This is a genomic window from Candidatus Vondammii sp. HM_W22 (assembly GCF_022530855.2).
Lineage (GTDB): Bacteria > Pseudomonadota > Gammaproteobacteria > Chromatiales > Chromatiaceae > Vondammii.
The window spans coordinates 3,084,758-3,108,405 of the sequence record NZ_CP099567.1 but is presented as its reverse complement, the minus strand read 5'-3'; the positions used below and the strand labels follow the sequence as shown (position 1 = coordinate 3,108,405).

Annotated in this window: 28 protein-coding genes and 2 pseudogenes; 5 read left to right on the top strand and 25 right to left on the bottom strand. The window is 52.8% G+C overall.

All coding sequences use genetic code 11. From position 1 onward, the window contains the following. Positions 1 to 307 precede the first annotated feature (307 nt). The 9 genes and pseudogenes from MN084_RS17665 to MN084_RS20075 all read right to left on the bottom strand — a co-directional run bounded on the left by MN084_RS17665 (position 308) and on the right by MN084_RS20075 (position 5,976). On the bottom strand, positions 308 to 1,537 hold the full coding sequence (locus MN084_RS17665) for a zinc-ribbon and DUF3426 domain-containing protein (protein WP_330178219.1): 1,230 nt from the start codon (positions 1,535 to 1,537) through the stop codon (positions 308 to 310). Between the two features lie 35 nt (positions 1,538 to 1,572). Beyond that, a pseudogene (prmA, locus tag MN084_RS17660) lies at positions 1,573 to 2,141 on the bottom strand (50S ribosomal protein L11 methyltransferase). Continuing rightward, a complete protein-coding gene (locus MN084_RS17655) occupies positions 2,072 to 2,443 on the bottom strand; it encodes a 50S ribosomal protein L11 methyltransferase (protein WP_277400127.1) in 372 nt (123 codons plus the stop codon). The pseudogene prmA and the gene MN084_RS17655 overlap by 70 nt, the downstream one beginning before the upstream one ends. Before the next feature lie 3 nt (positions 2,444 to 2,446). Next, positions 2,447 to 3,787: an acetyl-CoA carboxylase biotin carboxylase subunit gene (gene accC, locus MN084_RS17650; protein WP_241085549.1), complete on the bottom strand. Its 1,341-nt coding sequence runs from the start codon at positions 3,785 to 3,787 to the stop codon at positions 2,447 to 2,449. Positions 3,788 to 3,802: 15 nt separating this feature from the next. Then, positions 3,803 to 4,246, bottom strand: coding sequence for an acetyl-CoA carboxylase biotin carboxyl carrier protein (accB, locus tag MN084_RS17645; RefSeq protein WP_241085550.1), 444 nt, complete (start codon positions 4,244 to 4,246; stop codon positions 3,803 to 3,805). Between the two features lie 24 nt (positions 4,247 to 4,270). Next, entirely contained in the window at positions 4,271 to 4,711 is a 441-nt protein-coding gene (aroQ, locus tag MN084_RS17640; protein ID WP_241085551.1) for a type II 3-dehydroquinate dehydratase, read from the bottom strand. A 355-nt stretch (positions 4,712 to 5,066) separates the two neighbouring features. After that, entirely contained in the window at positions 5,067 to 5,303 is a 237-nt protein-coding gene (locus MN084_RS17635; RefSeq protein WP_241085552.1) for a transposase, read from the bottom strand. 148 nt (positions 5,304 to 5,451) lie between these two features. Continuing rightward, positions 5,452 to 5,703: pseudogene (locus MN084_RS17630) on the bottom strand (transposase); the annotation flags it as partial. A 162-nt stretch (positions 5,704 to 5,865) separates the two neighbouring features. Continuing rightward, positions 5,866 to 5,976 carry a transposase family protein gene (locus tag MN084_RS20075; protein ID WP_445083986.1) on the bottom strand — a complete coding sequence of 37 codons (111 nt, stop codon included), beginning with the start codon at positions 5,974 to 5,976 and terminating at the stop codon, positions 5,866 to 5,868. Between the two features lie 378 nt (positions 5,977 to 6,354). Between MN084_RS20075 and MN084_RS17625 the strand changes: the two genes are divergently transcribed. The 4 genes from MN084_RS17625 (at position 6,355) to MN084_RS17615 (ending at position 8,264) form a co-directional block, all read left to right on the top strand. Next, positions 6,355 to 6,549, top strand: a complete 195-nt coding sequence (locus MN084_RS17625; protein ID WP_241085554.1) for a CHASE sensor domain-containing protein — start codon at positions 6,355 to 6,357, stop codon at positions 6,547 to 6,549. A 383-nt stretch (positions 6,550 to 6,932) separates the two neighbouring features. Next, a complete protein-coding gene (locus MN084_RS17620) occupies positions 6,933 to 7,196 on the top strand; it encodes a histidine kinase dimerization/phospho-acceptor domain-containing protein (RefSeq protein WP_330178218.1) in 264 nt (87 codons plus the stop codon). Next, on the top strand, positions 7,174 to 7,464 hold the full coding sequence (locus MN084_RS20070) for a sensor histidine kinase (protein ID WP_445083855.1): 291 nt from the start codon (positions 7,174 to 7,176) through the stop codon (positions 7,462 to 7,464). The genes MN084_RS17620 and MN084_RS20070 overlap by 23 nt, the downstream gene beginning before the upstream one ends. 119 nt (positions 7,465 to 7,583) lie before the next feature. Beyond that, positions 7,584 to 8,264 carry a hypothetical protein gene (locus tag MN084_RS17615; RefSeq protein WP_330178217.1) on the top strand — a complete coding sequence of 227 codons (681 nt, stop codon included), beginning with the start codon at positions 7,584 to 7,586 and terminating at the stop codon, positions 8,262 to 8,264. Here MN084_RS17615 and MN084_RS17610 read toward each other — a convergent pair. Genes MN084_RS17610 through cutA form a run of 3 tightly spaced genes read right to left on the bottom strand, consistent with a single transcriptional unit; the run spans position 8,256 to position 11,343 of the window. Continuing rightward, the gene (locus MN084_RS17610; protein WP_241085557.1) at positions 8,256 to 8,774 is read right to left on the bottom strand and encodes a TlpA family protein disulfide reductase; all 519 of its coding nucleotides are present in this window, start codon (positions 8,772 to 8,774) and stop codon (positions 8,256 to 8,258) included. The two genes, MN084_RS17615 and MN084_RS17610, sit on opposite strands and share 9 nt — an antisense overlap. Continuing rightward, entirely contained in the window at positions 8,771 to 11,107 is a 2,337-nt protein-coding gene (locus tag MN084_RS17605) for a protein-disulfide reductase DsbD (RefSeq protein WP_241085558.1), read from the bottom strand. The genes MN084_RS17610 and MN084_RS17605 overlap by 4 nt, the downstream gene beginning before the upstream one ends. After that, positions 11,086 to 11,343, bottom strand: a complete 258-nt coding sequence (gene cutA / locus MN084_RS17600; protein WP_330178216.1) for a divalent-cation tolerance protein CutA — start codon at positions 11,341 to 11,343, stop codon at positions 11,086 to 11,088. The genes MN084_RS17605 and cutA overlap by 22 nt, the downstream gene beginning before the upstream one ends. A gap of 651 nt (positions 11,344 to 11,994) precedes the next feature. On the opposite strand from cutA, the gene MN084_RS17595 reads away from it, so the two are divergent. Next, the gene (locus MN084_RS17595) at positions 11,995 to 12,414 is read left to right on the top strand and encodes an FxsA family protein (RefSeq protein WP_241085560.1); all 420 of its coding nucleotides are present in this window, start codon (positions 11,995 to 11,997) and stop codon (positions 12,412 to 12,414) included. Positions 12,415 to 12,453: 39 nt separating this feature from the next. Here MN084_RS17595 and MN084_RS20065 read toward each other — a convergent pair whose 3' ends face one another. The 13 genes from MN084_RS20065 to mreC form a co-directional block, all read right to left on the bottom strand. Beyond that, positions 12,454 to 12,633 (bottom strand): hypothetical protein, encoded by a 180-nt coding sequence (locus MN084_RS20065; protein WP_445083985.1) that lies wholly within the window; start codon positions 12,631 to 12,633, stop codon positions 12,454 to 12,456. 241 nt (positions 12,634 to 12,874) lie between these two features. After that, complete coding sequence (locus MN084_RS17585) at positions 12,875 to 13,099, bottom strand: hypothetical protein (protein ID WP_241085562.1); 225 nt, start codon at positions 13,097 to 13,099, stop codon at positions 12,875 to 12,877. Positions 13,100 to 13,203: 104 nt separating this feature from the next. Then, positions 13,204 to 14,190, bottom strand: coding sequence for a lipoyl synthase (gene lipA, locus MN084_RS17580; RefSeq protein WP_241085563.1), 987 nt, complete (start codon positions 14,188 to 14,190; stop codon positions 13,204 to 13,206). A gap of 91 nt (positions 14,191 to 14,281) precedes the next feature. Beyond that, positions 14,282 to 14,893 carry a lipoyl(octanoyl) transferase LipB gene (lipB, locus tag MN084_RS17575; protein WP_241085564.1) on the bottom strand — a complete coding sequence of 204 codons (612 nt, stop codon included), beginning with the start codon at positions 14,891 to 14,893 and terminating at the stop codon, positions 14,282 to 14,284. A 3-nt stretch (positions 14,894 to 14,896) separates the two neighbouring features. After that, positions 14,897 to 15,166 carry a YbeD family protein gene (locus tag MN084_RS17570; RefSeq protein WP_241085565.1) on the bottom strand — a complete coding sequence of 90 codons (270 nt, stop codon included), beginning with the start codon at positions 15,164 to 15,166 and terminating at the stop codon, positions 14,897 to 14,899. A gap of 18 nt (positions 15,167 to 15,184) precedes the next feature. Beyond that, positions 15,185 to 16,054 carry a D-amino acid aminotransferase gene (locus tag MN084_RS17565; RefSeq protein ID WP_241085566.1) on the bottom strand — a complete coding sequence of 290 codons (870 nt, stop codon included), beginning with the start codon at positions 16,052 to 16,054 and terminating at the stop codon, positions 15,185 to 15,187. Between the two features lie 24 nt (positions 16,055 to 16,078). Continuing rightward, entirely contained in the window at positions 16,079 to 17,218 is a 1,140-nt protein-coding gene (locus MN084_RS17560) for a D-alanyl-D-alanine carboxypeptidase family protein (protein WP_445083984.1), read from the bottom strand. A 157-nt stretch (positions 17,219 to 17,375) separates the two neighbouring features. Continuing rightward, positions 17,376 to 17,981: a septal ring lytic transglycosylase RlpA family protein gene (locus MN084_RS17555; RefSeq protein ID WP_241085567.1), complete on the bottom strand. Its 606-nt coding sequence runs from the start codon at positions 17,979 to 17,981 to the stop codon at positions 17,376 to 17,378. 242 nt (positions 17,982 to 18,223) lie between these two features. Continuing rightward, positions 18,224 to 19,129, bottom strand: a complete 906-nt coding sequence (mltB, locus tag MN084_RS17550) for a lytic murein transglycosylase B (protein ID WP_241085568.1) — start codon at positions 19,127 to 19,129, stop codon at positions 18,224 to 18,226. A 123-nt stretch (positions 19,130 to 19,252) separates the two neighbouring features. After that, entirely contained in the window at positions 19,253 to 20,392 is a 1,140-nt protein-coding gene (gene rodA / locus MN084_RS17545) for a rod shape-determining protein RodA (protein ID WP_241085569.1), read from the bottom strand. Further along, the gene (gene mrdA / locus MN084_RS17540) at positions 20,389 to 22,233 is read right to left on the bottom strand and encodes a penicillin-binding protein 2 (RefSeq protein ID WP_241085570.1); all 1,845 of its coding nucleotides are present in this window, start codon (positions 22,231 to 22,233) and stop codon (positions 20,389 to 20,391) included. The genes rodA and mrdA overlap by 4 nt, the downstream gene beginning before the upstream one ends. Before the next feature lie 21 nt (positions 22,234 to 22,254). After that, positions 22,255 to 22,740 carry a rod shape-determining protein MreD gene (mreD, locus tag MN084_RS17535; protein ID WP_241085571.1) on the bottom strand — a complete coding sequence of 162 codons (486 nt, stop codon included), beginning with the start codon at positions 22,738 to 22,740 and terminating at the stop codon, positions 22,255 to 22,257. Beyond that, positions 22,737 to 23,573 (bottom strand): rod shape-determining protein MreC, encoded by an 837-nt coding sequence (gene mreC / locus MN084_RS17530; protein WP_330178566.1) that lies wholly within the window; start codon positions 23,571 to 23,573, stop codon positions 22,737 to 22,739. The genes mreD and mreC overlap by 4 nt, the downstream gene beginning before the upstream one ends. Between the last annotated feature and the right edge of the window lie 75 nt (positions 23,574 to 23,648).

Below are 23,648 nucleotides of genomic sequence, written 5' to 3'. Positions count from 1 at the left end.
CGACCATACCTGGGCCAAGTTTTCTGTGGGGTGTACGGAAAGGATGGTCGGTAACACTGGCTATGGGTGCCACAAGCAGATTGTTATCCAAATTGGTACGGGCCAATACGCATGTTCTGAGTCAAACGCCGAGTATGTTGAGTAATTTTTTGGAAAGGCTAGCCATCCTACGATGAAATGAGGGGGAGGCAAACCCCGTAAGCTTTCTAAATTGAGGTTAGGGCGAGGAATGGGAAATTGCGGGGACCTCTAAATCTAGGATTGTAAGTTATCAACGGCACTAATTCTTTGCGGACCTATTCTGAAGTTACAGGAAATCGAATTTAAACCCGGTAACGTTTTCACCGGGATCTTTCACTGCCATTTCTACCTGGATGATCTGGTTCGGCTGCAGCGGCTGGGTGGTGTCAGCTTGATTTTTTAGGTATTCGGATGTCTGAAAAATGCGACGGGCTGCAAGTTGGTCATTGCTGCCAAACAGTGTGAGCTGGAGGTGCGGATAGGGTTGTGGATAGGCTGATCTGTTGACGAATGTCACCAGTACCAGCAGGACCCCTTTTGCATCCGGGTGGGTATTGATCGAGCGGCTTATGATGGTGATTTTTTCCGTTGCTTTAACCAGAGGTAGCTGACAATTGGCGTAGTTGCAGGCAAATTGAAGCAGCTGGCGTCCTTCTGGATATCGAATTAGGTGTTCACGGCCAAACCAGGCGGCTTGCCCCAGTGCAACGATCAGGAGGGCGATGATTATCAAAGACCAGCCTAGGGTGCCGCTTTTTTCCCCACTGTTGCTGCCAAGTTTCCGGCTCAGAGAGAGAGCTGCATCGCTGGGTGGAATGTCGGGCAAGTTTTCCGGGAGGTCGAATGGAAGGGTTTTTTTCTCAGTCGATATTGTCTGCTGAGATGCCACTTCGTCAGCGATCTTATCTGAAGGTGCTGCTGTACCATCATAATCCAAAATAGACGTTTCGCTGGGCTCTTGTTCGCCATTTCCAACTTCACTCTCATAAATGGGAAAGATGGCATCATCACTGCCGAATGGTGAGGATGTCTGCTCGCCGAGTGGTGTCTCCAGATGGTTTTCCGGTCGGTTGCCAACTCTGGATTCAATGGTTGGAAACGAGAGTTCCGGGTCAGGCCCGAGGTCAATCGGGAAGCTGTCGGGATCGGTGGCATTGATCTCACTCTCGCTCTGCTCTCTGGTATCTCCTGTTTCTTGTTCTTTATCCTCCAAGAGGTGCTGCACATTGTCACTCTCCAGTGCCTTGAGCAGATCGGTGAGGTTATTGAGTACCGCTTCCTTATGGCTGTCGAGAGGGTAGGATAGCTCATCCAATGGCAGGTTTTGCTGGGCCGACATGCCATCGATCTGGCTTGGTTCCGGCCAGACTTCCTGCTCATTCGGGTATTCGCGCAGGTTTTTCAATGCATTGAACACACTGCCGCACTGGCAACAGTGTGCTTGGCCGTCTGCAGCCCTGAGTTGTTCCTCCCGGATGCAGAAAAGTGTTTGGCAGTGTGGGCATTGGGTGTACACGGTCTGGCAAAATCCTGCTGTTGGGGTTAATCCGGTTATTGCTGACGACGCCTGCTTTCAAGTAGCACCCAATCATCCAGCTGCTTTGGCGGTTGCATGTGAAAAGCGCCGGTGAAGGCCTGGGATACGGCTTCCGCCAGTTCGGCAAGAATCCCTGACAGTATGATATTGCCTCCGGGCCTAGTGTGGGTTGCCAGTTGTGGTTGCAGGCCAATCAGCGTGCCTGCAAGTATGTTGGCGACAACGATATCTGCACTCTGTTGCGGTATGTCTCTGCCTAGGACAATGCTTGGTCGTTCGAGCATGCCGTTTTTTCTGCATTTGCTGTGGTGGCTTTCAGTGCCTGAGTGTCGTGATCAATGGCGATCGCCTCTTTTGCTCTAAGCCTGAGTGCAGCAATGGAGAGAATGCCTGATTCACAGCCAAAGTCGATAATGGCCTTGTTCTTCAGCGTTGTGCCATCCAGCCACTCCAGGCAGAGTGCTGTGGTCGGGTGCGTGCCGGTTCCGAAGGCAAGGCCTGGGTCCAGTTCCACTATGATGGCATCGGCACCTGGCGGTGTCTCACCCGCAGGACAGATCCAGAGTTTTTCGCCAAACGCCATTGGGTAAAAATTATGGATCCACGCATGCTCCTACACCTAGTCTTCCAGGCGCTCCAGCTGCCTGGTGACCTCGCTGTTGAGCGTCTGGTCAATGGCATTGCGTCCGGTTTGGTTTCTCCACTGAACAGGCCGGTAACACGGGTCTGCTTCCTGAGTGGCAACTCTCCGGGCTTTGGTTCCAGCAGAGGTTCATCTTCTGCATCATGAAGGGTGATGGAGAGTGCCCCCATATTTTCGAACAGCAGTTCGATCAGCGGTGCTTTCTCTTTATTGGTGTTGAGGTGTGCCTGGATCCAAGACATTGACTAGAGGCCCAGTTTCTTCTCTAGGTAGTGGATGTTGGCGCCGCCGGCTTCAAAGACGCAATCTTTCATGATCTCCTGCTGCAGCGGGATATTGGTTTTAATGCCATCGATAATCATTTCGGAGAGTGCCGTGCGCATGCGTGCAAGTGCCGAATTCCGTGTCTCTCCATGGGCAATCAGTTTGCCGATCATCGAGTCATAATAAGGCGGTACCCTGTAGCCGTCATAGATATGGGTATCCACCCGAATACCCGGGCCTCCGGGAATATGGAGATGAGTGATGTCGCCGGGTGAAGGCATGAAGGTTTTGGGATCTTCAGCATTTATTCTGCACTCTATTGCATGGCCGTGAATTTTAATGTCGCTTTGTTTGTAGTTGAGTTCATCGCCGTTGGCGATAAGTAGTTGCTCCTTGACGATATCGACACCGGTGATCATCTCGGTGACCGGGTGTTCGACCTGGATACGGGTGTTCATCTCAATGAAGTAGAATTCATCGTTTTCAAACAGGAACTCAAAGGTGCCTGCCCCGCGGTAGCCGATCTGCCGGCAGGCCTCTGCACAACGCTCTCCCAATGCCTGGCGCATCTCTTCCGTGATACCAGGAGCAGGTGCCTCTTCTACCACTTTCTGGTGTCGGCGCTGCATCGAGCAGTCACGTTCGCACAGGTGGATGGCATTGCCATGGGTATCGGCCAGTACCTGAAACTCTACATGGCGAGGGTTCTCGAGGTATTTCTCCATATACACGACATCATTGCCAAAGGCGGCCCCTGCTTCGGCTTTGGTGAGTGAGATGGCATTGAGCAGAGCGGCCTCTGAATGGACGACACGCATGCCGCGGCCGCCACCGCCACCAGAGGCTTTGATGATAACCGGGTAACCGATCTCCTGGGCCAGTTGCAGGGTGCGTTCGTTGTTACTATCAAGAGGGCCGTCTGATCCTAGGACGCAGGGTACGCCAGCTTTTTTCATCGCTTCAATGGCGGCAATTTTATCCCCCATGATGCGGATGGTCTCTGGTTTTGGACCGATGAAAATAAAACCGCTCTCCTCCACTCTCTCTGCAAAATCGGCATTCTCTGACAGAAAACCGTAGCCAGGGTGGATGGCATTTGCGTCGGTCACTTCGGCCGCGCTGATGATGGATGGTACTTGCAGGTAGCTCTCGGTTGAGGGTGCGGGGCCGATACAGACTGTCTCATCTGCAAGCCGTACGTGTTTCAGGTCCCGATCGGCCTCTGAGTGGACAGCCACGCTTTTGATGCCGAGCTCTTTACAGGCGCGAAGTATACGGAGGGCGATTTCGCCCCGGTTGGCAATGACGATTTTTGCAATCATGATCTGTAGGGACCTTTACTCAATGATGAACAGGGGCTCGTTGTATTCCACGGGCTGGCCGTTCTCCACCAGGATTCTCTTCACGATCCCGGATTTATCGTTCTCAATCTGATTGAGAATCTTCATTGCCTCGATAATACAGAGGGTTTCACCACTGTTGACGTGTTGGCCTACTTCGACAAACGGTTTGGCGCCGGGGGAGGATGCTTCGTAAAAGGTGCCCACCATCGGCGATTTGATCTGATGGCCTGTGATTTCTTCCACTGTCTCTTCGGTGGCGGCTGGAGTGGCAAGTGCTGCGGCAGAGGGGGCTGCTGTCGGAGCCGTCATGGCGACAACGGGAGCGATGGCACTGGCCCGGCTGATACGCACGGACTCTTCGCCTTCATGTATCTCGATTTCGGCAATGTCGGACTCTTCAATCAGTTCGATCAGCTTTTTTACTTTTCTGATGTCCATGTTGTCTGTTCTCTTGTTCTGTGGCTAACCGCCGACTCGGGTCAGTGCGGCTGAAAGGGCGAGTTCATAGCTCTGAACCCCAAGACCGCTGATGACGCCTTCGGCGATATCGGAAAAATAGGAGTGTTTTCTAAAGGCCTCCCGGGCATGTATGTTGGAGAGGTGTACTTCAATAAAGGGGATGCCGACACCCAGCAGCGCGTCACGCAGTGCAACGCTGGTGTGGGTGAATGCGGCCGGGTTGAATATAATAAAAGCAACCTTTTGGTTAGTCGCTTGGTGGATCTGCTCTATTAATTCATGCTCTGCATTGCTTTGGGTAAAGACCAGTTCATGACCTGCGCTTCGACACAGCATTGTCAGGCGTGTACTGATGCTTTCCAGGGTGCCATGGCCATAGACTTCCGGTTCACGAGTCCCCAGCAGGTTCAGGTTTGGGCCGTTTAGTACCAGGATAGTCGCCATTATTTTCGTTGCCCTGACAAGGTGGCAGGCTCTAGCGCTGCGCGGATCATCGAATGAATCGCTGAATTCTGACTGAAATAGCTGGATATGTCTAGATTTTAGCTCATTTACCCACAAGATCGAAGCAGTTCGATTTCAGTGTGTTCCTGATAATTGGGCTTGATCTGTTTGATTTATTTTATTGCACTGATAATTCCCTCAGAGAGAGGGAATATAATTTCTAGGAATAGCACGGCGATGGCAAGCGCCCGATTTAGCACCGAGTGTATTAATCCTAAGAGGTTGATTAACTGAATTGCCGTGAAAAATATGCTTATGAAAAAAAAGGCTCTTCCCCTAATCGAGAGGGTAAGTATCACCCAACCACTCCCTCAGGATAAAGATTCAGCCCTCCAAGGTGGAAGTAGATTGCACTGGCAAACCGCTTCTTGTTGCGGAAGCCTCTGCTACGCACCTTGATCATCTTGATTCGGCTGTTGAGACCTTCTGCCGGACCATTACTTACTTCCAAAACAACAGCGTTCAATATTCCCCACAGACGATCCTTGATTGCTCCCGCCACTTTCTTGATTGGCTCCAGGCCACTGCGCACTGCCTATTGTCTATGACAGCCACCGCTCCCAGCCTTTTCTTGCGGGCATAGTGCCAGAGTGACATGGCAAACTCTTTGATCACCTAGGCACGGACAGTCTTCAGCGTGCTGTCACGTAGCGCCTTGAACCGCAATTTCGGTCTGCGCGTCATATTCTCCGGGTTGTAGAGCCAGTCATACTGGCTGCCTTTAAGGCCCTCATAGCCATCAGCGCTTTGTGCTCTTGGCGGCCTACCTTGTCTACTGCTTCACCGAGATACTTGGTGACATGGAGTTTATCAAAGGCAATCTTCTCTTCAACTCTAGGCAAGCTTTTCAGTGTGGCATTGATAAAGGCTGGCCACATATCCATGGAGACACTTTCTACCGCTTTCCGCTGCTCCTCTGTCAGACTTTCGTACCATGTGTTTTGAGCGTCGCCTTTTTGCGGTCACTGCCCACGTGTGGCACTGTACCTGCATCCTGGTCTGATAAGATTGCATAATCATGGCGTTTCTTGAAGGTCGCCTCATCAACACCTATACGTGTTGGGCTGATCTCTGTTCTACCTGCCAGTCCTCGCTTAACCGCTTTCCAACTCAGCCCTAGGCACTTCTGCTACGAGAATAGTTTTGTGTTGGCGGGTATTCAGGTGCCGGCAGCGGCGCTTGCGTGAGTCATAGCCCGGTGAGATCTGCCCAGAGGTTAAACAACACTGCTTGCCTCCTGCTCAACCTGTACCGTTACCTCTCCCGATCGCTGCCAATGATATACAGGGTGCGGTGCCCGCTTGGCGGAGCTGACCGTCTACATTCCCGCTGCCACGCTGCCACGCTGCCACGCTGCCACGCTGCCGGGCCAGCCTGGAGAGTGGAGCCGATACCTCCGAGCTGGGCCTGATCGACCGCTGAGCCAATGGACAACGCGCCCGGGGTATTCGCGCCGGGGTAGCGCGCGAGCTGTGAATGGATGGCGAGCCGGTGGCAACCGGCTGCATCGATGATGTGTTGCCAGAGTACGATGCTACCACGCACACGCTGAGGGTTAGCGTTGAAGCCGGGCTGGAGACCTAGTGGATGTGCTTTCTGATGCCGCTGCTACCAATGGTGGAGCTGTCGTTGTGTTTCAGGACCCTGTGTCGGCAGAGGATATTCTTGCCGCATTCAGGGCAGATGACGATGTTATCGCTGCTGCCATCTATTTGGGGGGACAGCAGGCTTTTTGCCCGCTATTAAATCTGATGCCTATTTGCAGGCAGAGGCGTTAACGCACGGTACCGGGCGGGATACGAATATTCCCAGTATTCTAGAGAAAAATAGATCAGCCCTCTATTCCTGGGTCAATGGCCAACAGCACAATGTTAATCCGGCTCTCACTAATGAGACGCGCTGGGGAGACTCTTTATTGTCATACTGCATAGTAACGGTAATGATCGATGTGATTCTTTAAATGGTTATCTATTTTTTTGCAAGCCGAACGCAGCAGATTATCATAGGGCCCATTCTCAGTTTATCCGAATACGGCAAGAAATATATCAAGGAATCAGGATTATTCACTCAGAGCTGAAACTGGTGACGAAGCCGGTAGGTTGGTAGGCATATTCAATACCATCCCGAAAGATTGATCAAGGAGGGAACGGTAGAATTTGAAGTGCAGAGGGATAAGGCGCTGGAGGTGACCAGGGAGAAAAGTGAATTTCTGGCAAATATGAGTCACGAAATCAGGACGCCTATGAACGGGCTGATTGGGGTGCTGTCGTTCCTGGATGAACAGGAGTTGAGTAAGGAGCAGAGTACGTTGCTGGGCATTGCCATTAAATCCTCCGGTGTACTCCTGTATATAATTAACGATACACTCGACTTCTCAAAAATAGAGGTGGGGAAACTGGAGAGTGTTCCTTGTGATCTGTGTTAGCTCGCAAAAGCATGTTAATGCTCTGTTTAGCGAGCAAGCAAAAGGTAAACGCCTTGAGCTTATCTGCTCTATTCCAGGAAATATTAATTGCAGGCTGCGGGGTGATCCTACACGTATCCGTCAGGTATTGACGAACCTAGTTTCTAACGCGGTTAAATTCACCGAAAGCGGTAGTGTGGTAGCCAGCCTTGAACTACTCAATAACTTAGCCGAATGGCAGTGGATAAAATTATCACTAAAAGATATAGGTGTGGGTATAAGGTGTTGACAGCGTTGAGGTTCAGGGAGCCTGTTTCTGGTTTACTATCGAGTTGGAAAAAGCGAGGCCGCATTAGCCGTTTCCGGCAGTTTCTGGTGTGGAGCGTAATTTACCAGCCGGGCTGGTCGATGGGGATGAATTTTCCGGTCTGCGTAAGCAAGAGTATTCTGTTAGTGGGTGATGACCCGATTAATCGGAGTGTTGAGCTCTCCATGCTGAAGCGAATGGGCGTAGAGGCTGATAGTGCAACCCATGGACGGGAAGCAGTCACCACCAATGCGCCAGCAAATGATGAAGGGAAATGCCTGGACTCAGGGATGAATGATTATCTTTCGAAGCCCATGCAATTTAACGATTTGGTCGGCAAATTGATGCAGTGGCTCACTACAGGCGAAGGTTTGGACGGAGAGAGTTCAGGGCCGACAGCTGCTGTGTTGTGCAATGTTGCTGCTGTTGACAGACTTTGGAGCCTGGAACAGGCACTACTTCATACTGGTGGAGATGAGGTGTTGTTACATGAAGTGATTAGTCTGTTCCATGGGCGTTACCCTATTCTGATGGCAGAACTGAAATCAGCCATAGAGAATCAGGATGCCGTTGCCCTGATGGCGAGTGCGCACATATTTAAAAGCAATCTGGCCTATTTTTCATCGACAGATGCAGTGGCGCTGGTCAATCAGTTGGAGCAGGCTGGGAAGGATAACCGGTTCTCCGATTTGAGACTGGTTTATCAGCAGTTGGCTGAGTTGGTGTCGCTGCTAGCGGATGAATTGGAACGCTATAGATCCGGCCTGTCGTCATTACAATAGCGTTTTCAGCTGTTTTTCAAGGGTTTCAGCAGTGATCTCTCCAGCCTGAATATACTGTTTGTTTCCATCGCGATCATAGATGGCGGTGAATGGCAGAGAGTCGAAGCGGTTGCCCATGCTGTTGGAGAGTTTGATTGCTTCTGCATCACCGATAAGTACCGGAAAATTTATACCGTAAACGTCATAAAAATCCTGCACCATGTGGGGGTTGTCTATGGCAATACCGACAAACTGCACTCCTTTGACGGCATATTTTTTCTGGGTGTCAACGAACAGAGGCATCTCCTTGCGACAGGGAGGACACCAGGTGGCCCAGAAGTTAACGACCAGGACCTTGTCTGCCCACTCCTTGCTGTTGCGGACCTTGCCTTCCAGATCGGTAAAACTAAACTCGGAGAGCGTCTCATCTCCACCTCCGGCCAGCTGTACTTTTCCACTACTGCTATCGCATCCGGAGAGGATAAGCAGGCTGGATAGAAGGAGCGTCAGCAGATAGCGGTAATATCTCATTGCCCTGCTTTCCTGACGTGGCTGGTAAATTCATCGGCTTCCATGAAACCGACAACCCGGTAGCCTCGTCTTTCCTGGCCATCACGGCCGTAGAACATAATGCTGGGTGGGCCAGGTAGGCCAAAATGTCCCTGTAGCAGGGCATTATCCACCTCGTCATTGGCTGTGACATCCGCCTGCAGAAGGATAAAATTGCTCAGTGCCGAGATGACTGCCGGATCGGAGAATGTATAGCGTTCCATCTCTTTGCAGGAGACACACCAGTCGGCATAGAAATCCAGCATGACGGGTTTGCCTGCTGCACTGGCAACTGCCACCTCCCGTTTCAGGTCATCGACACTTTTGATTCGCTTGAATTGCAGATGAGCCGCTTCAGAAGCCGTTCCCCCTGAAAAGGCACTGACTCCGCGCAGGGGCTGGACCGTGTCTTTCCCGCCTGCAGCGGCGCCTATCAGCATCAGGGCGCCATAGATCAATATGACCACGCCCAGGCCCTTCCAGAAGCGGTCCCAGCCGGAAGCTTCAACCGGTAGCTGATGCAGCGCACCCAAGTAGATTGCGCTGACAATCAACAAGGCTCCCCAGAGCAGCATGGCGATGGCTGGAGGCAAGATGCGCTCAAGTAGAATGATGGCGACCGCCAGCATTCCGACCCCGAACACCGCTTTGATTCTGTCCATCCAGGTGCCTGCACAGGGTAGCAGCTTACCAGCTGATGTGCCAATGATCAGTAGAGGTGCTCCCATGCCCATAGCCAGCGCGAACAGCGCCATACCTCCCAGTGCGGCATTACCGGTCTGACCGATATAGACCAGAGCTCCAGCAAGTGGAGGGGCTACACAGGGGCCGACAATGAGTGCTGAGAGGAAACCCATGATGGCAACGCCGGTAAGGCTCCCCCCTTTCTGTCGATTGCTGGTATCACTCAGTTTGCTCTGCCAGCGGCTTGGTAGTTGCAGTTCATAGAAGCCAAACATCGAGAGGGCGAGCAGAACGAAAACCACGGCAAATGTGGAGAGTATCCAGGGGTTCTGGAATGCGGCCTGAAGGTTTTGCCCAAACAGCCCTGCCAGCACACCTGCCACTGTATAGGTGACCGACATGGCAAGGACATAAACCAGAGAGAGTATGAAGGCCCTGGATGTTGTGACTTTCGTGCCGTGGCCGGCAATGATTCCGGCGAGGATCGGAATCATTGGGAAGACACAGGGTGTCAACGACAGTAGCAGACCAAAGCCGAAGAAGCTGGCGATAACGAGCCAGGTACTACTCCCCGCCAGGGTCGATACAATCTGGTCCATTTCAGACTGAGGTTCATCAGAGGTGGTAGTTTGTCTGGATTGGGTTGCAGGCGGCTCTACCGCTTCAACGGCTTGCTGGGCTTGCTCCAATGGCGAGAGTGCAGTGGTTGCGGCTAATGCGGTTGGCAGGTTGAGTTTGACGTTCTGTTTTTGTGGAGGATAGCAGATCCCTATCTCTGCACACCCTTGATAGCCGACCTGAAGCTCGATCCCTGTGGCCCCGGTACTGCTGCGAATCAATGGTATCGGAAGGGTTATCTCACGGTGATAAACGGCCAGGTCTCCAATGGAACCATCCGGCTGTATGGCATCCTTTTTGATCTCTGGCTCCGGCAACTGGTATTCACCCAGTGCTACGCCATCACCACTGACCAGCTTGACCTTTATCTTGTCCTGGTAGAGATAGGTGCCGTCGGCAATCTGCCACAAAAGTTGCAGACGATCCGGTGCCTCGACGCTGGCGGAGAATTTATAGGCCTCTTCCGGCGTGAGTATTTCTCTCTCTTCTTCATCCAGACCCAGTTTTTCGCTCAAGCTGGCCAGTGCGCCGAGTGCTGAACCTGAGGCTGGGGCCAGCTGTGCCAGTTGGATCGTTACTTTCTGGGTGTGAGGGGGATAGCAGAGGCCTGCGTCTGCACAGCCCTGGGAAATGGTTTTTAGCTGCAGTGTATTGCCGTCTCCCGGGTTGCGTTTGATCGGCAGGCGGATGGATACCTGTTTGCGATAGACCTCCATATCGCCAAAGAATTCATCGTGCTTGACCTTGCCCGCTGGGAACTCTCCCGGTTCCAGAGTGATGTCGCGACTCTCGGTGCTGAATTTGAATTTATTTCTATAGAGATAGTAGTCGTCGGCAATTTCCCATTTGACCACCACTGCATCGGGGCCATCCTCATTGGCTGAAACCTTAAAGGCCTGCTCCGGCAGCAGATACTCTTCTTCTGCCTGGGCAGCGGCTGTGCCGGCCAAGAGAGAGAGAAGAGGGAGCAGCAGTATCGATAATATAGTGATTAGTTTTTTTCTTTTGTGCATTGTTCAACCCAGTGGAGATAGCCCTGAAGCCCCTGTGCTACAGGGACAGCGACGATCTCTGGAAGTTCATAAGGATGGAGGGCGGTAATGGCTCGCTCTAGCTCGGGATACCGCTGTTTTACCGTTTTTATCAGTAGCAGGTGTTCTTCTGCAGTTTCACGTTTCCTTTGCCAGAGATAGATTGAAGTGACAGGAGTTGTGATGTTGACGCAGGCGGCAAGCCCATCATCGATCAACTGGTTCGCTATCTGTTCTGCACTGGCCCAGTTCGGGCAGGTGCAGAAAATCAGAAGTATCTCTGTTGGCATTTGCGAAAGATACAGGAGGGTTTATGTAGGTGCAAAAAAAGCAAACCGTAACTATAAAGCAGGTTTATCGCTATAGGAAGGCCGGTAGTCCCCGGTAGCCGGTGAGGCTGCACTGCTTTACTCGGCGTGCGATAGTGCAAGAGTGGAAGTAAAGTAGGCTTCTGAACATGGTGTCCAGCCATTTGTGGGAGTGCTGCGTAGCTTGCGCCGAGTGAAACGATGGTGTGGCGAAGCGGTACGTACGCAGGGCGGCCGGGGCAATAACAGGCTGTCGAAGATCGAGTACGTTTTGGGAACTGGGATGTCCCAAAACGCATCACGAGATCGAAGACACACTTGCCATTTTTTATCCGGCAAAAGATGAATATAACGCGTAGCAGGCAATGACTTCATGTTCAATGCTTATCCATGGGATTACTCAATACTGTTACAAAAATTACCTGAAATAGTATTTTTTGCCCTTCTGCGAGAAAAGAGTGCCGTTTCTGAAAAGGCACTCTCCAGCACGCATTTTCTTATCTAACCGCCATAGGCAGCCCGGGGTTGTACCGGGCCATCACGGGGCGTAAGCTTGCGGCCATGAATCCAGCTATTATCTTTCTATTGCTGTTTGTGGGTATCCCGCTGACAGAACTCTATTTTCTTATCGAAGTGGGTTCCCGCATCGGGGCACTTACTACCATCTTTCTAACCGTGTTCACTGCGGTGTTGGGTGGAATGATGGTTCGAATGCAGGGGTTCTCCATCGCCATGCGGGTTAAGTCCGGTATGGAGCGGGGTGAAGTCCCTGCCATCGAAATGCTCGAAGGGCTGCTGCTGCTGATCAGTGGTATCCTGCTGCTGCTCCCCGGCTTTTTTACCGATCTGTTCGGATTTCTCTGCTTGGTTCCGCCGATCCGTCGCGCAATGATTCTGGCCTTTCTGAAGCGCTCCGGCGTGATGCAGCCAAGTCAGGGATTTAAAAGAGAAGTAGAACAGAAGTCACAGCCGGATAATTGAGGGTGAATACCGACGGCACGACGATTGATTCCATCTGTGTCAGCCATGAATTCGATACCATAGTCTGCAAAGGTATTCATGTATCGCCCAGCTGCTGTCGTGCAAATTTCTCGCACTGGGCAGCCAGTCTCTGAATGTGTCCGGGTTGGTCGAGGTTTTGTGCGCGAAGCCCATCGGTACGGGAATGACCACAAGGCCGGTCGGCTCGAAGGCATCCATTGCCCGCAACATATGCCCGGCATGGGTTACCCAGCAGTACTCTTTTGATGCCCAGCTTCTCCAGTAGCGGTTTTGTCAGGCGGGCATTTTCTAGGATGGCCAAGCTACGCTCTCCTGTTGCAGCCACTTTTACGCCGAACTCTTTCTCTAGAATCTCCCGGATCATTGCCGCTTCAGTGGGACCGTCACTGAGCGGATTGCCACCACTCGAAATAACGGGAAGGCTGGTCTTGTGGGCCAGCTAGGCAGCATAATGCACCCGCTGAAGGGGGATGCCTTTAAGCGTGTCACCGCCGTATTCCGGGGCTGCTGTACGCCGTACTCCACCCAGTACAACGATGGCCTGGGCATCGATTAGCTCGATATCTTTTTCCGCGAGTGCATCAATCGTTTCAAGCCCTGACATCAGCGCACCTGAGATTGAAGCCAGTGCTGAACAGATAGAGTGTCGCCAAGGTGAGCACAAGGATGAATTTTTCTATAAAACGGCGGCTTAACTCAGGCCCAGCAGAACTAGGCCGCTAGGGGGGATAATAAGGGTTTTCAGTATCGAGATGATCTCCTGTTCCATCAGTCATCGTCTCCTTTTTCCAGTAGTGGGTTGGCCTGAAGGTCTGCATGATAGGATGAGCGCACCATGGGGCCACTGGCTACATTAGAAAACCCCATCGCTTCTCCCCGTTGTCGCAACTGATCAAACTCCTCCGGCGTGACAAAGCACTCTACCGGCAGATGATCGCGGCTGGGTTGCAGATACTGTCCAAGGGTGAGCATATTGCAGCCATGGGTGCGCAGGTCGCGCATTACCTCTTCCACTTCTTCCAGGGTTTCTCCAAGACCCAGCATCAAGCCGGATTTGGTCTGCACTGCTGGATGTTTTTGTTTGAACCGCTCCAAAAGTCTTAACGACCCCGGGTAATCGGCGCCTGGCCTGGCTTTACGATAGAGCCGGGGGACTGTTTCAAGATTATGGTTGAACACATCCGGCAGAAGGTTGTCGAACCGCTCAAGTGCAATCTTCTCCCGCCCCCGGAAATCGGGTACCAGAATCTCAATTTTGAGATTGGGATTGGTTTTGCGCAGTTCGCTGATGCAGGCAGTATAGTGTCCGGCACCGCCATCCCTCAGGTCATCTCTATCTACGGAAGTGATTACCACATAACGCAGTTTCATGGTGTTGACCGCAGCTGCAAGCTGGGTGGGTTCATCTTGATCCAGCGGCCGTGGTTTGCCGTGGGCAACATCGCAGAAAGGGCAGCGGCGGGTGCATATATCGCCCATGATCATGAAGGTCGCAGTGCCGTGAGTGAAGCACTCGCCGAGATTGGGGCAGGCTGCCTCTTCACAGACTGAGCTGAGATTACTCTCTCTCAGGATGTGTTTGATTCGGCTTATCTCATCGCCAGTGGGGAGTTTCACCTTGATCCAGTCAGGCTTGCGTGGCATCACCCTGGTAGGCTCTATCTTCACTGGAATACGCGAAACTTTTTGATTGCCCCGCTGGTGGGTTTCAGGTGTACTACGGGAGGGGGCATTAATATTTTCGGGTTTGTTCATTAGTGTTACGGCCAGTGTTATCTGTCAGGTTGTGATTTTTTTAAAGTGTAGTTCAGGTGATGATTTACTAAAACATGCACTGGAGAGCAAGCTATCCAAGTTTTGCCTCTATGTGTCTAACGAGTTGCTCACCAACATGCTCCAGATCTGAGCGGCCTCCCAAGTCCGTGAGCTGGGTGACTTCAAGGCCGGGGTGGCCACAGGGATTGATGCGTGAGAAAGGCTCCAGGTCCATATTCACATTGAGACTGAGGCCATGGAAGCTGCAGCCTCGTCTGACTCTTAGGCCCAAGGCGGCTATTTTGCGCTGATCCACATAAACACCTGGGGCTTCCCGGCGGGCTGATGATTCAATGCCGTAATCCTTAAGTAGGTCGATAATACTCTGCTCTATCAGGGTGACGAGTTGCCTGATTCCCAGGCTGACCCGGTGCAGATCGATCATCAGATAGGCGACCAACTGCCCGGGTCCGTGGTAAGTCACTTGTCCCCCACGATCGGTCTGGATCACCGGAATAACGCCGGGATCAAGCAGATGCTCGGGTTTACCTGCTTGGCCCTGGGTGAAGATCGGGTGATGTTCCACCAGCCAGATCTCATCAGGGGTCTGGGGTGCTCTTTCGTTGGTGAAATTCTGCATCTGTTTCCACACGGGCAGGTAGTTCCGCCTGCCGAGATGCCTGACGATGAGGGGTTTATTCAACGGTCAGAGGCCCATAAGTACGCGCTCATGATTAGTCAGGGCATGATAGATAGCATCCAATTGGGCTTTGCTTGTGGCTTCAAAGGTAACGGTGATGGAGACATATTTGCCATTTTTGCTGGCACGGGTAGAGACTGCTCCCTCTCCGAGGTTGGAGACATGTTGGCTGACTATTTCGACAATCAGTCCGCCGAAGTCGGGCGCAGACAGGCCCATTGCCTTGACGGAAAATTGGCAGGGGAATTTCAGCAGTGTCTCTTGTTCTTCGCTCATGGAGTTGTTTCTGTTCGGTCAATTTTCCACTGTACCGGCCTGAAGTCGTGATTTGTAGTCGGCATATAGACCGGACATCTTTAGGAAGATGGGGCCGGGTTTGCCGTTTCCAACCCTCACTCCATCCAGTTCAATGACCGGCATGATCTCTTTGGTGGAACTGGTCAACCAGATCTCATCTGCATCTTTTAGCCGCTGTTCAGAGATCTCTGCTTCGTTGAAAGGGGTGTCGTTGGCCGATGCCAACTCAAGAACCAGGTCACGGGTGATACCGGGCAGCAGGTGCTCACTTTTTCGCGGGGTGATAATGATGCCGTCAGCAATAATAAACAGATTACTGGCTGCCCCCTCCATCGCTTTTCCGTCCCGAATCAGAATAGCTTCTGCCGCGCCCTGATCAACCGCATCGGTGCGCAACAGGACGTTCGCCAGGAGTGTAATCGCCTTGATGTTGCAGCGGTGCCAGCGGTTGTCTTGCAGGGTGATCGCTGCTACCCCCGAGCCTATTTTAGCGGGGTCTGCATAGACCGCAGGGCTGGTCATGATGAAAATTGTTGGTTCGATCTCACCGGGGATGGCATGATCGCGTTTACCGCTGGCGCCTCGTGTAACCTGCAGATAGACCGATTGATCCCCGGAGGGAAGCTGTTCGATCATGCGCTCCAGAATCTCCTGCCAGGCAGGATGCGACAGGGGGTTTGCCATTCTAATGCCCTGAAGACTATGGTCGAGACGCTCAAGGTGGTGAGCCAGCCGGAACAGGCGGCCGCCATAGCAGGGGATCACCTCATAAACGCCGTCGCCAAATAAAAAACCACGATCCATGACCGAGACATGTGCTTCCTCCGCAGGGAGGAATCTGCCATTCAGATACACTTTAGGTTGCATTATGTTTTTCCGTGGAGGTTCGGTCTATTCCAGCCAGAGCAGGGCAGTGTCTTTGGCCTGCTGCCAGAGACTGCCTTCGGCTACCCTGTTCAGGGCTACCAAAGGAACTTCAGCAATGGTTTCACCTTCCAGCGCAATGTTGACTGAGCCAAGGGATTGGCCTTGTTGAATGGGTGCCATGATTTTGGGTGAAATACTCATGCCAGCCTTGAGTTTTTCGTACTGTCGCCTCGGAATGGTGATGTATAAATCCTGGGTAATGCCTAGGCCGACCCGCTCTTTGTCACCTTTCCACACTCTTATCTGGGTGAGCTTCTCGCCAGCGCTATAGAGACGATGCGTCTCAAAGAAGCGGAAGCCATAGTTTAGCAGTGCCTGACTCTCCTTGGCCCGAGCGTCTTCGCTTTTGGTTCCCATTACTACCGAAATGAGCCGCATACTGTCGTGTTGAGCTGATGCCACCAGACAGTAACCCGCGGCATCGGTGTGGCCGGTCTTAACGCCATCCACCGCGTTATCACGCCATAGCAGCTTATTCCGGTTATGCTGTTTTATCTTGTTGAAGGTGTACTCTTTTTCAGCGTACCATTTATAGTACTCTGGGAATTCCCGGATGGTGGCTGCCGTCACCTTGGCGATATCCTGAGCTGTGGTGTAGTGCTCCTCTGCTGGCAGGCCGGTGCTGTTCACGAAGTGTGTATTGTCCATTTCCAGCCGCCGGGCATGTTCATTCATCAGGTTGGCAAAGGTCTTCTCGCTGCCTGCAACATGTTCTGCCAGGGCGACACTGGCATCATTGCCTGATTGGATGACCATCCCTTTCAGCAGTTTTTCCACTGAAACTTTTTTGTTTACCTCGATGAACATGCGTGAGCCCGGTGTCCGCCAGGCCTTCTTGCTCACCAGTACCTGCTCATCCAGGCTGATATTGCCTTCTTTAAGCTCGCGCAGCACCGCATAGGCGGTCATGATTTTGGTCAGGCTTGCTGGCTCTAATCGTTCTCCTGCGTTCTTTTCAGCCAGAATGCGGCCGCTATTAAAGTCGATTAAAAGATGTCCACCGGCTGCAATCGTCGGGGGAGCCGGGATGGGGACTGCCGCCTGGGCATGGTTGAAAACCATCAATGCCAGGAGCAGCGCAATGAGTGTCGGTATACGGGGCATAAGTGCAAGCACGGGTAAACGTTTCCTGTTGTAAATTGGCGTGCCGGTTCATCAGCGATACGTTCCCAGAAGCAACGGCAACTAGCGGGAGTTTGGCAAAAGTTGTTGCTATTCTAACCTGAATGCCAGACGCCTGCCGGTTTTCGTAATAACACGATTATTCGATGACGATATGGGTATTCGCTATGCCCAGGTAGGCCAGTTTCTCATGCAGCAGATCGGATAATCCGATGCTTGCCAGAGGGCCGATCTGAACTCTGAAAACCTGAGTTCCCGAATGAGTGGCCTGTTGGATACGGATCACTTGACTGAGCGACTGTTCCAGCCGCTCCATGAGGCGAAGTGCATTCTCTCTGCTGGAAAAGGAGCCGACCTGAATGAAGAGATCTGGGTCCGCCTTTTGCACAGGTTTCACGCTGGCTGTTACTGGTCGTGGTTTGGGTTGTTGATAGCCCGGGTCAATAGCCCTTACCTCCACCAGTCCGGTGCCATGACCGAGAATGCCCAGCTTGGTGGCAGCAGCGTAGGAGAGGTCTATGATCCGGTTTCCATGGAAAGGTCCGCGATCATTGACCTTCACGATGGTACGGAGTCCATTGCGCAGATTGGTCACTTCCACATAGGTGGGGAGCGGCAGACTCTTGTGGGCTGCGGTCATGGCATACATGTCGTAAGGTTCACCGCTGCTGGTGGAGCGGCCGTGAAATTTGGTGCCATACCAGGATGCGATACCGCGCTCCCGGTACCCTCGGCTGCTGGGCATGACGGAGTAGCGTTTTCCCATCACCACGTAAGAGCGTGGGTTACCCCGGCGACTTTGTTGTTCACTTTTTGGTACTGCGTCTCTGATGCTGTTTGGGTCCAGCCTTCGGGCTGGGGCGCTATCCTGGCTGCCTGGAAAGCCAGGGATAGACGGTGGGCGAACGGAACAAGACGTTATCAGCGAAGCAAGCAGTAGCAGTTGCACTGCTCCCATAAGGCCGGAACGATGTTGCCGTAGTTTGATCATGCCCCCGGTTCTGCCTGCCACTGGTTTTTACCGGCCTTATACTGTGCCATGATTTCACGGCTCAACTGGTAGACAGCCATGGCATAGAGATTACTGTGGTTGTACCGGGTAATCACATAGAAATTGTGGAGCCCAAGCCAGTATTCATTGCCGCCATCGCTTTCCAGTTCAATCAGGCTGGTGAGTGTGTTGTCGGCAAGGGTCTGATCGATGAATAGACCGCTGGCACGCAAGCTCCCCAATTCAATGGAGGGCTTCATTCCTGCCTCTATGTAGTGCTTATGGATCTTGGTGACATCATTCACCTGCAATGTGACCGGGTCATTTTGCTGCCAGTGGTGACGTTTGAAATAAGCTGCAACGCTACCGATCACATCGGCGTTACTGTGCCAGAGGTCGCGGCGTCCATCATTGTCGAAGTCCACTGCATAGCTTCGGTAACTGCTGGGGATGAATTGAGGCTGCCCCAGGGCGCCTGCGTAGGAGCCTTTGGCGCTGACCGGATCAACTTCTTCCTCCCGGGTCAGGAGCAGAAACTCTTCCAGTTGGCTGCGGAAAAAATCGCCGCGCTTGGGATAGCCAAACGCAAGTGTCGAAAGCGCATCAAGCACCGGGTATGTCCCGGCGTGCCTACCGTAGCGGGTCTCTACGCCGATGATGGCAACGATAATTTCCGGTGGTACTCCGTATTGCTCCTTAGCACGGTTTAACAGTTGTTCATTGTTGTTCCAGAATTCCATGCCCTGCTTTGCTCGAGATTCAGTGACGAAAATGGGCCGGTATTTTTTCCATGCCATACCTTCAGCGGGTTTTGATATGGCGTCAATAATCTTCTGCCGGTATTTTGCATTATCCATCAGCTCCTTGAGAATCGTTTGGTCAAAACCGTGTTTGCTTGACATCTCCTGTATGAATTGACTTATTCCACTGTCGTAACTGGCAGGTTGTTCTGCAGCAGCAGTACCAATAATCAGCAAAAGTAGTGTCAGGCCGTTCCTGAGTGAACCGGGTTTCATGAGCTTCCTTTAGGTTGACAGCAGTTTACGATGGGTGTGAATGGACATCAGGATACCGAAACCAGCCATGATGGTCACTAGCGATGTGCCGCCGTAACTGATCAGTGGCAGGGGGACGCCCACTACCGGCAGAATGCCGCTTACCATGCCGGTGTTTACGAACAGGTAGACGAAAAAAACCAGAATCAGGGCGCCCCCGAGCAGTCGGTTGAAGGTGTCTTGTGCCTGGGCCGCTATATAGAGCCCGCGCAGGATGATGAAGAGGTAGATAAGGAGTAACAGCATAATCCCGGTGAAACCGAACTCTTCCGCCAGTACTGCAAAAATAAAATCCGTGGTGCGTTCAGGCAGGAATTCAAGGTGAGCCTGGGTTCCATTCAGCCAGCCCTTGCCATAGAGTCCGCCTGAGCCGATAGCGATCTTGGATTGGATAATATGGTAGCCGGTGCCCAGAGGGTCACTCTCTGGATTGAGGAAAGTGAGTACCCGGTCGCGCTGATACTCTCGCATTCCCCACTCCCAGAGAATCCAGGCTGAAGGAATGGCGGTGAGTATCATCCCGCCGATAAAACGCCAGCTGAGTCCGGCAAGGAACAGCACGAATATGCCCGCACTGGCTACCAGCAGTGATGTGCCAAGGTCTGGTTGCCTAGCGATCAGTAGCACCGGTACCAGAATCATTGTTGCAGCAACGGCTAGGCGGCTCCAACTGGGTGGCAGTGATTTTTCTGCCAGAAACCAAGCGACCATCATGGGGACAGCCATTTTGACTAGTTCGGAAGGTTGAAAGCGGAAGAAGCCGAGATCGAGCCAGCGCTGAGCCCCTTTTCCGACTTGCCCGATTAGCAATACCGCCACCAGCATTACCACACCTACCCCGAATAACCAGGGTGCCCAGCGCCGAATCTGTGACGGATGAATCTGTGCGAGGACAACCATCACGGTAAATGCAAGTCCCAGCCGGATCAGCTGGCGCATCAGCTGATTCACGTCCTCTCCACTGGCGCTGTAGAGCACCATAAGACCAAAACCGCAGAGCAGAATCAGCCCGGTGAGCAGCGGCAGGTCTAGATGCAGGTCTGCCAGCAATCCTTCTGCACGAGTTGGGTTCGATTCAGGAAGGCCACTGAGTTGATGGGATCTTTTCATGGCCTTTCTTGAAGCAGGTGCTTATCCATGATACTACGAGCTATTGGGGCTGCCACAGAACCGCCGTGACCGCTATTTTCCACGATGACTGCAACGGCTATGCGAGGATTTTCCACCGGGGCAAAGGCGATGAAAAGGGCGTGATCGCGCATTTTTTTTGCCACATTTTTCTCATCATATTCCTCCTCCTGCTTGACGGTGAATACTTGGGCGGTGCCGGTTTTGCCGGCGATTCTGTAATTATCGCTGCGTATCTGTTTCGCGGTGCCCCGGAGACCCTCGATCACTTGGGTCATGGCGTGGATCACATCATCCCAGTTGAGTGATGATGTCACGGGTAGATTAACCGTTACCGGCGAGGTCAGGGTTTGAGGCGGTAATTCGTCATTGTTGCTGATGGTCTGGACAAGATGGGGGCGAATTTTTTTGCCGTTGCTGGCCAGTGTGGCGGTTGCACTGGCCAGCTGCAGGGGCGTGGTGAGAAAAAAGCCCTGGCCAATACCCATAATCAGTGTTTCACCCGGATACCAGGGTGCATTTCTCGCCCGTTTTTTCCATTCGCGCGAGGGCAGCAAACCGCCCAGTTCTCCGGTGAGATCCACTTGCGTGCGTTCGCCAAAGCCGAAACGACTCAGAAAGTTATGCAGTGCATCCACGCCTAGTTGGTGGGCCAGACTGTAGTAGTAGACGTCGCAGGATTGAGTGATGGCCTGGAGCATGCTGACTGAGCCGTGGCCGTATTTTTTCCAGTCCCGGTATTTATGGGAGTGGCTCGGCAGTTGGTAAAAGCCGGGGCAGAATTTTTTCTGATTGAAGTCGATGGCTCCGGTCTCCAGTCCAGCCAGTCCGATAAACGGCTTGATGGTGGATCCCGGTGGGTATTGCCCACGGATGGCCCTATTGAACAACGGTTTATCCTCTGATTGCTGAAGCGCTTTGTAGTCTGCTGGGCTGATCCCCTCGACAAACAGATTCGGGTCGAATCCCGGCTTACTGACAAGGGCTAGGATGCCGCCGGTTTTGGGGTCGATGGCGACTGCTGAGCCGATATTATCACCGAATGCAGCCATGGCGACACTTTGCAACTCCGAATCGAGGGAGAGATAGAGGTCGCTGCCGGGTGAAGGTGGCTGGCTCTCCAGGGTGCGAATAACCCGGCCAGCCGCATTGATCTCAACCTGTTGCAGTCCGACCACACCGTGAAGCTTCTCCTCGTAGGCCTTCTCTATCCCATTTTTACCTATGTGAGTTGTCCCTGAATAGGCCGATGTATCGATTGTCTGAAGCTCTTTTTTATTGATTCGGCCGACATAACCCAGGACATGGGCAGTGGCCTCCTTCAGCGGGTAATGCCGCAGCAGCTTTGTCTTTATCGCCACCCCAGGAAAAAGATGGCGATTAACGGCAAAACGGGCCACCTCCTCTTCATCCAGCCGTAGCCGGATCGGGATGCTGTTGAAACGCCTGCGCTGATTGCGCAAGCGTTTGTAGCGTTTGAGATCACGCTTGGTAATGGTGATTATCTGCCCAAGCTCGGCAAGAGTTTTGTCGAGGTCAGCAATCCTTTCCGGTGTAATTTCAAGGGTGTAGGTCGGCAGATTTTGCGCCAATATAGTGCCGTTGCGGTCGAAAATCAGGCCGCGGGTCGGTGGCAAGGGTTCGACTTTGACGCGATTGTCCCTGGAGAGAGTGGTGAAGTGCTGGTGTCCGGTAATCTGCAGATTTATTAACCGCAACATCAGTGTCAGCAGCAGGATCAGGACAATGACGGCGGCAATCAGTACCCGGCCCTGGAACAGCCTGCTCTCGTAGAGATAGTTTTTGAACGTGACCTGAAACATTAATTGCAGCCTAGTACTTCATCAATGTACATGGAATCTCCGCCGTATATCCCGGAGTATGATGTAGATCCAGGGCCACAGCAGCATGCCGATCAGTGGTGGAGCCCAGAAGCTGAGGGGAGGTGCAGGCAGTGAGAGAGCCCCCATCACCCAGATAGAGAGTAGCTTCTCAATCAACAGCAAGGCCATCACTATGAGAGACTGCTGCCATAGCGGGAAAAGCCTGACCCGTTGGTGTGTTTCGTAGGTAATGTAGGCGATCAGTGCCAACGGCAGGGCGTGCTGGCCCAGCAGGGTCCCGGCCATGACGTCAACGGTGATGCCAGCCAGCCAGCCGACACCGACATTGACTTTCTGAGGCAGAGCCAGAGTCCAGTAGATTAGCACCAGCGTGTACCATTGAGGGCGGAGCAGACGAGCCCATTCCGGTAGTGGCATGATCGTCAGCAGGAGTGCAATCAAAAAACTGAGCAGGATGATGCCACCGCGTCGGGATGAAATGGTCACTGTGACACCTTCCCGGCGGGTGCCGTCTGATCGGGGTTTTCACTCTCGTCAGGGAGAGAATCGTTGAGCGGTTTCAGCATCCAGACCAGCAGGACTTCACGGGCTCTCTCCAGATGAGCGCTGGGCCTGGCTTGTACGTTTGCGAAGGGCAGTCCTGGCTCGCGTACGATCGAGGTTACTTTGGCCACCGGGTAGCCCGGAGGGAAACGCCCACCCAGCCCTGAGGTGACGAGCAGGTCACCTTCCCTGATGTCGGCATTGTTGGGTAGGTTGGGTAGCGTCAGTTTATTGATTCTTCCTGTGCCCATGGCGATGGCGCGCAGGCCGTTACGGTTTATCTGGACCGGCAGGGCATGGCTGGTATCGGTGACGATCAGAACTGATGAGGTGAAGCGGTTGACATGGACTACCTGACCCATCACCCCATTTGCGTCAAGCACCGGTTGCCCCTTGAATACCCCGGAGTTGCTCCCTTTGTTGATCAGCACCTGCTGGCGATAAGGGTCCATATCCACTGCCATCAACTCGGCAATCAGCACTCGGTCACCGATTTTGAAAGATGACTCCAACAGGTTCCGCAGGCGCATATTTTCCGCCTCGAGGGCATTCATTTTTTGCTGGTGCACCTGTAACAGCAGATTCTCCCTCTTCAGATTTCTGTTTTCATCCTGTAGCCGGGTTCTGCTGGAAAAGATTTCGGATATTGCGTCACCGGCCGAAAGTGGTAGGCTGGCAATGTATTGCAGGGGGTAGGTAAGGGTTGACACTGCAGCCCTGACTGACTCCAGGTGATGCTCGCGGTGATCAATAATCATCAGGGCGAGAGATACCACCACGGCTAGAATGGCGCGGAAGGTGATAGATGGGCCCTGTGTAAAGATTGGTTTGATGGGTGGTCAGCCTCAGCT

What these genes read in the sequence shown, in the direction of transcription:
- rodA (WP_241085569.1), bottom strand. Translation starts at nt 20,392, where the DNA reads ATGAAAAGATCCCATCAACTCAGTGGCCTTCCTGAATCGAACCCAACT.
- MN084_RS17595 (WP_241085560.1), top strand. Translation starts at nt 11,995, where the DNA reads ATGAATCCAGCTATTATCTTTCTATTGCTGTTTGTGGGTATCCCGCTG.
- aroQ (WP_241085551.1), bottom strand. Translation starts at nt 4,711, where the DNA reads ATGGCGACTATCCTGGTACTAAACGGCCCAAACCTGAACCTGCTGGGG.
- mrdA (WP_241085570.1), bottom strand. Translation starts at nt 22,233, where the DNA reads ATGTTTCAGGTCACGTTCAAAAACTATCTCTACGAGAGCAGGCTGTTC.
- lipA (WP_241085563.1), bottom strand. Translation starts at nt 14,190, where the DNA reads ATGAACAAACCCGAAAATATTAATGCCCCCTCCCGTAGTACACCTGAA.
- MN084_RS17605 (WP_241085558.1), bottom strand. Translation starts at nt 11,107, where the DNA reads ATGCACAAAAGAAAAAAACTAATCACTATATTATCGATACTGCTGCTC.
- accC (WP_241085549.1), bottom strand. Translation starts at nt 3,787, where the DNA reads ATGATTGCAAAAATCGTCATTGCCAACCGGGGCGAAATCGCCCTCCGT.
- MN084_RS17570 (WP_241085565.1), bottom strand. Translation starts at nt 15,166, where the DNA reads ATGAGCGAAGAACAAGAGACACTGCTGAAATTCCCCTGCCAATTTTCC.
- mltB (WP_241085568.1), bottom strand. Translation starts at nt 19,129, where the DNA reads ATGTCAAGCAAACACGGTTTTGACCAAACGATTCTCAAGGAGCTGATG.
- MN084_RS20065 (WP_445083985.1), bottom strand. Translation starts at nt 12,633, where the DNA reads ATGGATGCCTTCGAGCCGACCGGCCTTGTGGTCATTCCCGTACCGATG.
- MN084_RS17555 (WP_241085567.1), bottom strand. Translation starts at nt 17,981, where the DNA reads ATGCCCAGCAGCCGAGGGTACCGGGAGCGCGGTATCGCATCCTGGTAT.
- MN084_RS17615 (WP_330178217.1), top strand. Translation starts at nt 7,584, where the DNA reads ATGGGGATGAATTTTCCGGTCTGCGTAAGCAAGAGTATTCTGTTAGTG.
- MN084_RS17610 (WP_241085557.1), bottom strand. Translation starts at nt 8,774, where the DNA reads ATGAGATATTACCGCTATCTGCTGACGCTCCTTCTATCCAGCCTGCTT.
- MN084_RS17565 (WP_241085566.1), bottom strand. Translation starts at nt 16,054, where the DNA reads ATGCAACCTAAAGTGTATCTGAATGGCAGATTCCTCCCTGCGGAGGAA.
- accB (WP_241085550.1), bottom strand. Translation starts at nt 4,246, where the DNA reads ATGGACATCAGAAAAGTAAAAAAGCTGATCGAACTGATTGAAGAGTCC.
- MN084_RS17560 (WP_445083984.1), bottom strand. Translation starts at nt 17,218, where the DNA reads ATGCCCCGTATACCGACACTCATTGCGCTGCTCCTGGCATTGATGGTT.
- MN084_RS17655 (WP_277400127.1), bottom strand. Translation starts at nt 2,443, where the DNA reads ATGTCTTGGATCCAGGCACACCTCAACACCAATAAAGAGAAAGCACCG.